Source organism: Chryseobacterium urinae (assembly GCF_030518295.1).
Taxonomy (GTDB): domain Bacteria; phylum Bacteroidota; class Bacteroidia; order Flavobacteriales; family Weeksellaceae; genus Chryseobacterium; species Chryseobacterium mucoviscidosis.
Genome location: NZ_JAULSJ010000060.1, coordinates 1 through 9,348, shown reverse-complemented (window position 1 = coordinate 9,348; position 9,348 = coordinate 1). Strand labels below are relative to the sequence as shown.

The 9,348-nt window shown below is 35.0% G+C and carries 12 protein-coding genes and 1 tRNA gene; 8 read left to right on the top strand and 5 right to left on the bottom strand.

The annotated features are described in order from the left end of the window. Nucleotides 1-61 precede the first annotated feature (61 nt). Nucleotides 62-132 (bottom strand) — tRNA-Gln (locus QWT87_RS20630). A 101-nt stretch (nt 133-233) separates the two neighbouring features. Between QWT87_RS20630 and QWT87_RS20625 the strand changes: the two genes are divergently transcribed. Genes QWT87_RS20625 through arfB form a run of 3 tightly spaced genes read left to right on the top strand, consistent with a single transcriptional unit; the run spans nt 234 to nt 2,110 of the window. Next, nucleotides 234-1,259: an AMP-binding protein gene (locus QWT87_RS20625; RefSeq protein WP_302718567.1), complete on the top strand. Its 1,026-nt coding sequence runs from the start codon at nt 234-236 to the stop codon at nt 1,257-1,259. Further along, the gene (locus tag QWT87_RS20620; RefSeq protein ID WP_302718565.1) at nt 1,256-1,717 is read left to right on the top strand and encodes a hypothetical protein; all 462 of its coding nucleotides are present in this window, start codon (nt 1,256-1,258) and stop codon (nt 1,715-1,717) included. The genes QWT87_RS20625 and QWT87_RS20620 overlap by 4 nt, the downstream gene beginning before the upstream one ends. Further along, nucleotides 1,718-2,110 carry an alternative ribosome rescue aminoacyl-tRNA hydrolase ArfB gene (arfB, locus tag QWT87_RS20615; protein WP_302718563.1) on the top strand — a complete coding sequence of 131 codons (393 nt, stop codon included), beginning with the start codon at nt 1,718-1,720 and terminating at the stop codon, nt 2,108-2,110. Between the two features lie 7 nt (nt 2,111-2,117). Here arfB and QWT87_RS20610 read toward each other — a convergent pair whose 3' ends face one another. The 3 genes from QWT87_RS20610 to QWT87_RS20600 are packed head-to-tail and all read right to left on the bottom strand — an operon-like array spanning nt 2,118 to nt 4,413. Continuing rightward, nucleotides 2,118-2,921, bottom strand: a complete 804-nt coding sequence (locus QWT87_RS20610; protein ID WP_302718561.1) for a hypothetical protein — start codon at nt 2,919-2,921, stop codon at nt 2,118-2,120. 8 nt (nt 2,922-2,929) lie between these two features. Next, nucleotides 2,930-3,685, bottom strand: coding sequence for a hypothetical protein (locus QWT87_RS20605; RefSeq protein WP_302718559.1), 756 nt, complete (start codon nt 3,683-3,685; stop codon nt 2,930-2,932). Between the two features lie 5 nt (nt 3,686-3,690). Continuing rightward, nucleotides 3,691-4,413: a hypothetical protein gene (locus QWT87_RS20600; RefSeq protein ID WP_302718558.1), complete on the bottom strand. Its 723-nt coding sequence runs from the start codon at nt 4,411-4,413 to the stop codon at nt 3,691-3,693. Between the two features lie 392 nt (nt 4,414-4,805). Here QWT87_RS20600 and QWT87_RS20595 point away from each other — a divergent pair, with 392 nt between their 5' ends. The 3 genes from QWT87_RS20595 to QWT87_RS20585 all read left to right on the top strand — a co-directional run bounded on the left by QWT87_RS20595 (nt 4,806) and on the right by QWT87_RS20585 (nt 7,960). Beyond that, the gene (locus tag QWT87_RS20595) at nt 4,806-5,450 is read left to right on the top strand and encodes a hypothetical protein (RefSeq protein WP_087712183.1); all 645 of its coding nucleotides are present in this window, start codon (nt 4,806-4,808) and stop codon (nt 5,448-5,450) included. A 27-nt stretch (nt 5,451-5,477) separates the two neighbouring features. Next, on the top strand, nt 5,478-6,449 hold the full coding sequence (locus tag QWT87_RS20590; RefSeq protein WP_087712185.1) for a deoxyhypusine synthase family protein: 972 nt from the start codon (nt 5,478-5,480) through the stop codon (nt 6,447-6,449). A gap of 419 nt (nt 6,450-6,868) precedes the next feature. Continuing rightward, entirely contained in the window at nt 6,869-7,960 is a 1,092-nt protein-coding gene (locus QWT87_RS20585) for an acyltransferase family protein (RefSeq protein ID WP_228423117.1), read from the top strand. Between the two features lie 13 nt (nt 7,961-7,973). On the opposite strand, the gene QWT87_RS20580 is transcribed toward QWT87_RS20585, so the two are convergent. Beyond that, nucleotides 7,974-8,120 carry a hypothetical protein gene (locus tag QWT87_RS20580; protein ID WP_165763033.1) on the bottom strand — a complete coding sequence of 49 codons (147 nt, stop codon included), beginning with the start codon at nt 8,118-8,120 and terminating at the stop codon, nt 7,974-7,976. A gap of 59 nt (nt 8,121-8,179) precedes the next feature. Between QWT87_RS20580 and QWT87_RS20575 the strand changes: the two genes are divergently transcribed. Both QWT87_RS20575 and QWT87_RS20570 read left to right on the top strand, forming a co-directional pair. After that, nucleotides 8,180-8,476: an MGMT family protein gene (locus tag QWT87_RS20575; protein ID WP_076390817.1), complete on the top strand. Its 297-nt coding sequence runs from the start codon at nt 8,180-8,182 to the stop codon at nt 8,474-8,476. A gap of 102 nt (nt 8,477-8,578) precedes the next feature. Then, nucleotides 8,579-9,348, top strand: a 770-nt coding sequence (locus QWT87_RS20570) for an alpha/beta hydrolase (protein ID WP_302718552.1), incomplete at its 3' end; no start/stop codon positions are given.

The window sequence follows — 9,348 nt, the reverse complement described above, 5'->3', positions numbered from 1 at the left end:
TAAATCTGTAATTCTGAGAAAGCAGAAACAAAAAACCATCCTTAAAAAAGGATGGTTTTTGTAGACTCACAGGGATTCGAACCCCAGATGACTGAACCAAAATCAGTAGTGTTACCGCTACACCATGAGTCTCTGTTTGTTTTAGTGGTGCAAATTTACAGCTTTTTTTATTACATACAAGAAAATATTAAACTTTTTTTTTAAATTTACTGTATATTTTATTCTCGGAAATGATGCAGATAGACTTCAAGAATCTCAATATTAATCAATTATCCTTTAAAACAGAATTCGAAATCAAGGTGAAGAATTTTCTGGAAGAATGGTTCTCGGATTCTGATACGGTAAAAGTACAGACTTCCGGTTCTACCGGAACTCCCAAAGTTTTTGATATTGAAAAAAGCAGAATGATGAATTCCGCAGAGATGACCTGCGATTTTTTGGGATTGAAAGAAGGAGATACAGCGTTAATCTGTCTTCCGGTCGAATATATTTCAGGGAAAATGATGGTCGTTCGTTCCATGATGAGGAAATTAAAATTAATTGTTGTCGATCCTTCTGTAAAACCTGTAGAAACGTTAGACCGGAAAATCGATTTCTGCGCCATGACGCCGCTTCAGGTTGAAAATTCTTTAGATAAACTGTATCTGATTAAGAATCTCATCATTGGCGGAGCTGCCGTTTCTGAAGATGTGAAAAAAAAAATGAAGGAAGCTTTGAAAAATTCAGACTCTGAAAACTTTATTTTCGAAACTTACGGAATGTCTGAAACCCTTTCTCATATTGGATTAAAACAAATTTTGCCAAACTCTGAAGAATATTTTACGGTTTTTGAAAATGTAGAAATATCTTTAGACGAAAGAAACTGTCTGAGAATTTATGCTCCAAAATTAAATCCAGACATTCTTCAAACGAATGATTTAGTTGAAATTAAAGATGAAAAACAGTTTAAATTTCTCGGGAGAATTGACAATGTTATCAATTCAGGCGGCGCAAAAATTTTCCCTGAACAGTTGGAAACTCTGGTAAAAAAAGAAATTCCGAATGAAGTGGTTTTCTTAGGAATTGATGATGTAAGTCTCAGTCAAAAATTGATTGCAGTAATTGAAGGCGAAAAATCGGACGATTTAATTAAAAAAATAAGAGAAATTCAGTTTGAAAAAAGTTTTCACAAGCCGAAAGAAATTATTTTTGTTGAAAAAATTCCGAGAACACCCAATGGAAAAATATCGAGGAAAGAACTTTTAAAATTGATTTTATGAAGAGACAATTGATAAAAATTGCTGTTATTTTTGTCATTTTTCTTACCGGTTCGATGTTTTATTTTCAATGGAGTATGAGAGAAGCTGAAAAACAGGATCAGTATGAAGAGCCGTTATTCCAAAATAATATTGTTATAAAAGGAATAATTGATGATATAAGCGATTCCGGTAATCATTGTTTTAATATCATTTATCTGAAAAGTTTTAAAAGTACAGCGAATTATTTTAATCCTTTCAGGAAAAATACTTATCCCTATGCAATTAATGGCAGGAATTGTGAAATATATTCTTGGGCTTGTGTGCATGATGCGGAACGTGGAGATTCAATAATTATAGACTCCAATAAAAGGAGTTTTTTAATTATTAAAAAAGATACGGTGAATAATTTAAGAAAAGATTTGTCTTTTGTGGACGGAGAGCTCAATTATATAAAAGAACATTCAAAATTAAAATTTTAAATGAAAGATTTTACCAAAGAACTAAGCTTTAAAACTTCCCGCAGCAGCGGAGCAGGAGGACAGAATGTTAATAAGGTGGAAACTTCCGTAACGGTTCTTTGGAATGTTCAGGAATCCGGATTTTTTAATGAATTTCAGAAAAATTTAATTCAGGAAAAACTCAGGAACAGGATTAATGCAGAAGGATTTTTATTTTTAACCGTTTCAGAAAGCAGAACGCAGCTTGCCAATAAAAATAAAGCGACGGATAAAATTCTGGACATCATTCACAAAGCTTTAATTATACCGAAAAAACGTCTTTCTACGCAGCCTTCAAGAGCACAGAAGCAAAAAAGATTAGACACGAAAAAGAAGTTATCGGATAAAAAAGAGAATCGGAAGTTTAAATATTAATTCAGTTCTAAAAATTTCCCATATATCGTAAAGTTACATTGGATTTCGTATTCTGATCCGGGATGATCACCAGATTCCCTGTCTGATCGGTGTCTCTGTACGTTCTGATGATTTTCATTGATAAACGGTCGTTCGCATTCAGTTTCAAAACACCGGTAGCATTTATCGCAATAGAATATAATCCAATCGGAAAACTTTTTGTTCCTTCAAGATCAAAATTTACGGGATTATTGGCGGATGCAGTTACTCCGTTTACATAGATTTTCATATCAAGCTGTTCTCTTTTAAGATCGTTTCCATTGTTTTTTTTGATGAACGAAGCTGCCTGTATATGGTAATATCCTGCTTTTTTTACCACAAGTTCTCCGGAAGTGTTGATCTCAAAATTAGAAGCATCATTGGTGGTGAAATCTTCAAAATCTAAAGTTCTGTCGTTGGAAGAACCCAACTCGGTCATATTTCCTTCTTTGAAGGTGTTTTTTGTTGTGGCATACAAAATAGATTTGTTGCTGGAAACCCTGCTTAAAGACAAAAATCGTTTCCATTCTGTTCCGTTCCACCAGTAAAATCCTTTTTGGGCAGCGTCGGCAGAATTCAGAAAAACCATAAGACCTTTTTCTTTAACATCCGTTGTATTTAAAGCATTTACTCTCGGGATAATAACACCGGAAATACCCGAAGGATTTGCCTGATTGTCGGGCTTAACATCCAGTGTGGATTTGGGAGCCGGATTATTGATTCCTATCTGAGCCGTTACTTTACCTGTACATAAAAATGCAAGGGCGAAAAAAAATATGGAGAGCTTATTCATGGTGTTGCTTAGTTTAAATTAATGATGGTTAAAGTATATGGAGTATCAACACTTACAGTATTGGCGGCAGTTGTAGTTCTTGTTGTTTTTACAGTTAAAACATCATCCTTATTTAAAGAAAAAATGGTTGCAATATAAAAAGTAGAAGATCTTCCAACGGTATCTCCTCCCGGAGCTGTATTGGTTGAGGTAAGCTGCGTATTGGAAACTCCGTTAATTAAAATCTCTGTGATGTATTCATTCACATTATTTACAGCATCTTTATAAACGCCTCCTGTAAGAAAAATATAATAACTTGCTGTTTTCCCGATTTTCAGACCTCCGTTGCTAAGACTGAAACTGGGATCCAGACTGTTGATTGTGGTCAGAGGAATTGTTCTGGACTGTACACCGTTTCCGCTCATATTATTCGGAGAAAAAGAACTTCCGGAAGCAATGGTTTTGGAAACATCCAGTCCGGCAGCTTTAAGATCCATGATATATTCCCAATTGCTTTTCGCATGATCCCAATAATAAAATCCCTCCAAATTAGAATCTGTAGTATTTCTAAGATAGATTAACATTCCGTCCTGATTGGAGGAAGGCGATGTTGTGGGAAACTTATCCACTACCGGAACTCCCAAACCAACGGTAGACTCTGGTAATATTTTATTTTTAGCATCAAGATGTAAACTGGCTTTAGGATTGGTATTATTGATTCCTATCTGCGATTTTATCAATATTCCGGAAAGAAGAAAAAGAGATTGAAGCAGTGTTTTTTTCATGATTCTTAGTTTTGTATAAAAAATAAAGTCAGATTATTAATTCCGAATGCCTGATAATTATTGGGACCTTCGTTCGACTTTGTTACGGTGGCTGTTAAATTATCCCCCACATTTAATCTTCTTAAAAATGAAAAAGCAGTACTTACGGAAGCGGTGGATTCTGCAGCCATCGAAGTCTGAACAGAAGACGCCTGAACTCCGTTTACCAGAACTGAAAAAGTAAAATTGGCATGCTCTTCTGCACCGGAAGGTTTCTTACTGTTTCCTGTAAAAGAAATAAGATACAATCCTCCTTTTCCTACTGTAATCGTATTGTTGTTTAATGTAAACCCGTCTGTAGTGGCTTTTATATACCTCGAAAAATTAATATTTCTTGATAATGCCGTTCCTGTATAGCCTTGTCCGTCAAAAGAATATATGGTATTGTCTGTGTTTCTGTCGATGGATTCGGGAAATGAAACCCAACCGGAGCCATCCCAGTAATAAAATCCGTCGGCAAGTGTAGCATTGTTTTCTAAAAAAATAAATTGTCCCAGTCTTGAAGGATTTACGGAAGGAAGATTTTGTACTTTGGGTACTATAATTCCGTCTTTGCCTGTAGGACTTACTGAAGAAGAAGGTTCTATATGCAGTGTGGCTGCAGGATTTTTTGTATTGATGCCTACTTGCGCATAGAACGGCAAAGAAAAAAACAAGGCAACACATCCTGAAAGTATGTTTTTTTTCATTCTTATTAGTTTTTAAAATTTTATACAAAATTTCAAATGGTAACGGATAACGGTATTAAATAATTTTAGTTCGCTGTTAATTGAACCGTTCAAAATTAAGTTAAAAAATTGATAATAATGATTATTTTATTGAAAAATTGTTAAATAATTTTTTATGATAGATAATTTATTTTGTTTTTTCAATTATTGTAGAAATATTCATAATTCTGGTAATCGCACAGTGGCATTGGTTTTTTGCAAAGTTTTTAATATTCAATGCATAGAATTAAAAAGAAAGATATATCATTTTACAACCTTTCAGGTTTATGGTTTTCTTTATATATTGCGGCGAATTTTCAGAAAGTAATTTAGCGATCTCCAATTCTTAAATATTAAATAAATTTTTTAAACTAATGATCAAAAAACTATTCGCATTGGGTTTATTCTCAATCTCAGTATTCTCTTTTGCACAAAAAGTTTCTATTTCTCCATCGGTAGGTTATGCGTGGCGCCTGGCAAAAACTCCGGACAATATTCCGAGAGATCAGAAAGAATACATCAAAGGAATCAAAAGCGGTCTTAATTTCGACGTTGCATTGCGTTACGAAGTGAAAAGAGGACTTCTTATCGGTTTCAAATATTCCAACTACAGTGCTTCTACAAGCGGAAGATTAAGTGTTGCAGACAATATGGGAAATATTGTTTCGGCAAATGTAAGTACAAAAGACCAGATTAATTTTTACGGTCCGGAACTTACGTTAACTAATGATGCTCACGAAACAAAGCACAAACTGTTTATGGATGTCGCTTTAGGAGCAATGACTTATACTACAAAAACAGGAACGGTAAAAGGAAAAGGAACAACATTCGGGGCGGAACTGGATCTTGCCTATCAGTATGAAGTAAGCAGGAACTTTTTAATAGGTCCGAAAATCGGACTTTCCGGAGGAACCCTTAGCAAAATGAGCTTTAACGGACAGTCGGTAGAATTCGGAGAAGACCAAAAAGAAGGTTTAACGAGACTTTCTTTAAGTGCAGCCGCTACATTCCGTTTTTAAGTTTTATCTTTGCAAAAATTATAAAAAATGAGCAAACCGATAACTGAGTTCATAGAAAAATACTACCTGCACTTCAACGCAGCTGCATTGGTGGATGCTTCTAAGGGATATGTTGCGCATCTTAAGGATGGCGGAAAAATGATGATTACTCTTGCCGGAGCAATGTCTACTGCGGAGTTGGGAAAAATTCTTGCAGAAATGATCCGTCAGGATAAAGTAGATTTCATTTCTTGTACAGGGGCAAACCTTGAAGAAGATTTAATGAATCTTGTAGCACATTCTCACTATGAAAGAGTTCCTCACTACAGAGATCTTACGCCACAGGAAGAATGGGATCTTCTGGAAAGAGGTCTGAACAGGGTTACAGATACCTGTATTCCTGAAGAAGAAGCTTTCAGAAGATTGCAGAAACATATCCATGAAATCTGGAAAGATGCAGATGATAAAGGTGAAAGATATTTCCCGCACGAATACATGTACAAAATGATCCTTTCCGGAGTTTTGGAACAGTATTATGAAATCCCGAGAGAAAACTCATGGATGATCGCTGCTGCGGAGAAAAATTTACCAATTGTCGTTCCGGGATGGGAAGATTCTACAATGGGTAATATTTTTGCTTCTTACTGCATCAAAGGAGAACTTAAATTCTCTACGATGAAATCAGGGATCGAGTATATGGCTTATTTAGCAGACTGGTACACTAAAAATTCAGCAGGAAAAGGAGTAGGTTTCTTCCAGATTGGAGGAGGTATTGCCGGAGATTTCCCGATCTGTGTGGTTCCGATGCTGTATCAGGATATGGAAATGCATGATATTCCGTTCTGGTCTTATTTCTGTCAGATTTCAGATTCAACGACTTCTTACGGTTCTTATTCCGGAGCTGTTCCGAACGAGAAAATTACCTGGGGTAAACTGGATATCACAACACCGAAATTTATCGTTGAAAGTGATGCTACCATTTGTGCACCATTAATGTTCTCTTATATCCTTGAAAACTAATTGTATAAATTTCAATTAATTATATTTAAAAGGCTTATTTATTAAGCCTTTTTTAGTATCATACTTTTAATTTAACCGCAAAAGAGTTAAAAGAACTCATTAAAAAAATAGAAATTCAAAAGTTTGCAAAATGTGACTTTGTTAATTTTTTTGAGTATCCGTTAAACAACCTATTACTATGCATTGATTTGAAAATCAATTATTTATAACGGGCACTTCGACAAGCTCAGTGTGACACCTCTAATACTAAACACTTGATTTTTAGCGATGTCAAGCTGAGCCTGTCGAAGCTTTAGGTTAATAAACGGACAATCAAATAATTTTTTGATGTTTTGTAACCTTTGAAATATTCTTTACATTCAAAATTCTTTTGTTTCTTTTGTGGTTTAAAAACTAAATAACTTTTACTGTTATAAAACTTGGAAGCTTTTCAGAAAAATAAATTCGATGCTCTTACAGGAATGCGCGCTGTTGCAGCGATTATGGTATTTGTATATCATAACCGCAAATACTGGCGCGATGATCTGCCGTTTGAAATCATGCGTTTCATCAGCGAATGGCATATTGGAGTAACCGTTTTCTTTGTTCTTAGTGGCTTTTTACTCGCTTACCGTTACGAAGAAAAACCTCTGGAGTCCAAAAAATCTTATTTAAAATACATTTTACTGCGGATCGCCAGAATTTTTCCGCTGTACTGGATTTTGCTGAGCGCTTTTTTTCTGGATGTAAAATATTCCAAAGATGTAGATACCTATTTTTTACAGTACTCACTTTTTTACTCTTTATTTGAAAAATACTCTGTCTCAGGAATCGTTCAGGCATGGTCGCTTACGGTAGAATTTTTCTTTTATCTTCTCGCTCCGTTTTTATTTCTTTTGCTTAAAAAAAACTGGAGCTACTGTATTCTTTTTTTAGCCGGATTTTTTATTGTAGGTTGGGGAATCGGTTATGGTCTGCATGAATATAACGGAAATCCGGAAGGCTTTTTATATCCTCTGAAATTCATGACAGGAAGCACGTTTTTCGGAAGAAGTTCTGAGTTTTTCTTCGGAATGGGATTGGCTTATTTAATGAAGAAAGAGAAAGGTATTCAGTTTTTAAAAAAATTAAAACGGTCTACTTTAATGGGCGGTGTTTCAATTATTTTGTTAATTATTGCCATTGCATTTTTTGCCCGGAATAATTTTGTTCACGGAGTAGAGCGATGGGAGGGAAGACTGATTCACGAATTTTTGCTTCCAATCGCGATCATTATTTTCTTTTGGGGACTGATGTCTGAAAAAACATGGATTTCAAAGGTCCTTTCTTCAAAACTATTGATTCTATTAGGAAATGCCTCATTTGTGTTTTACCTGATCCATTTGAGTTATTTCAATATGAAACTTAAATCCTACATTTATCTTCCCGATAAAAATTTTGTACTGTTGTGGATTTGTTCCATTATTATTTATTTGCTGATTGAGAAACCTCTCTATGAAAAATGTAGAAAATTAATTGCTAAAATTAAATAAAACTTTTCTCAGTCTAATCCATCGAATTTATCAGAACAAAATAACGGTAGGCAAGAATTCCTCTCTGAATTTTTGTCAGTTTGTTCGGATCTTTATCACTTAATTTGGGTAAAATTGCCTTATTTATTGTATTCAAAAAACGGAAAAACGATTTTTTCATAACTTTATATTTTACAGATTGAATTTCAATGGTCAATTCAAAAATAATGCAAAACAAAAATGGACGAAATATTTAAAAAGCAGGTTTGGGAAATCACTAAGTTAGTTCCGAAAGGCAGAGTAACGAGTTACGGAGCAATTGCCAAAGCAGTGGGCTATCCCAATCATTCCCGCCACGTTGGAAAAGCAATGGGAGGTTGTCCTAAAGATGTTCCTGCGCATCGCGTAATTTCAAGTTCAGGAAGTTTATCGGTTCCGGAATTTCAGGAAAGACTGGAAGCAGAAGGGATTACTGTGGAAAATTTCCGGATTAAAAATTTTAAAAACCTGTTCTGGAATCCGCTGGAAGAACTGTAAGAAGAGAATATTTACCATTCAGAAGAGAAAAATTACGGCTGAGTCTGTTTTTTTGGCGAAAGACTTTTGTAAAGGCTAGTTTTGCTTCATAAATAATACGCTATGAAAACAAAACTACTATTCTCCGCACTTTTTTTAATGACAGTCTGCTTTTTTAAAGCACAGATGGATGATAATTTCTACAAGCCAAGCAAGACACTTCGTCCTGTAGAAAATCTGGTTTACGAAGATTTTTCCATTCCGGTGGAAAAAGATACCATTACAGGAATTATTTTAAAGCCAAAATCGGGAAAAGCCAAAGGAACGGTTCTGTTTTTTCACGGAGCAGGAGGAAATGTAACTTCTTATCTCTTCATGACGAAACCTTTGGTTGAAAATAATTTTCAGGTGGTAATGATCGATTTTCGAGGTTATGGAAAGTCAACAGGAAAACCAACTCACCTTAACATCGCATCAGACGGACAGATTTTCTTTGATAAAATGATGCAAAGACCTGAAATTGCCGATACCAAAATTATTCTGTACGGAGCTTCTATGGGATCGCAGATTGCAGCTCATTTAGCGAAAAATAATAAGACCAAAATTGCAGGACTGGTAATGGATGGAAGTCTTTCTTCTTTCACAGATATTGCGATGTATTACAAACCTGAACTCAAGGAAGTCATTTCCCGATATGTTATTTCTCCTTATTCTGCTAAAGAGGATTTACAGGATACGGAAGGTCTTCCCAAACTTTTTATCCACAGTAAAGATGATAAGGATGTTCCTTACGAAGAAGGATCTGAGAATTATGCCAAAGCTTCCTCGCCGAAAGAGTTTTTGGAATATTCCGGAAAACATCTGGAAGCAATGAATACACAGGCTGGGAAAAT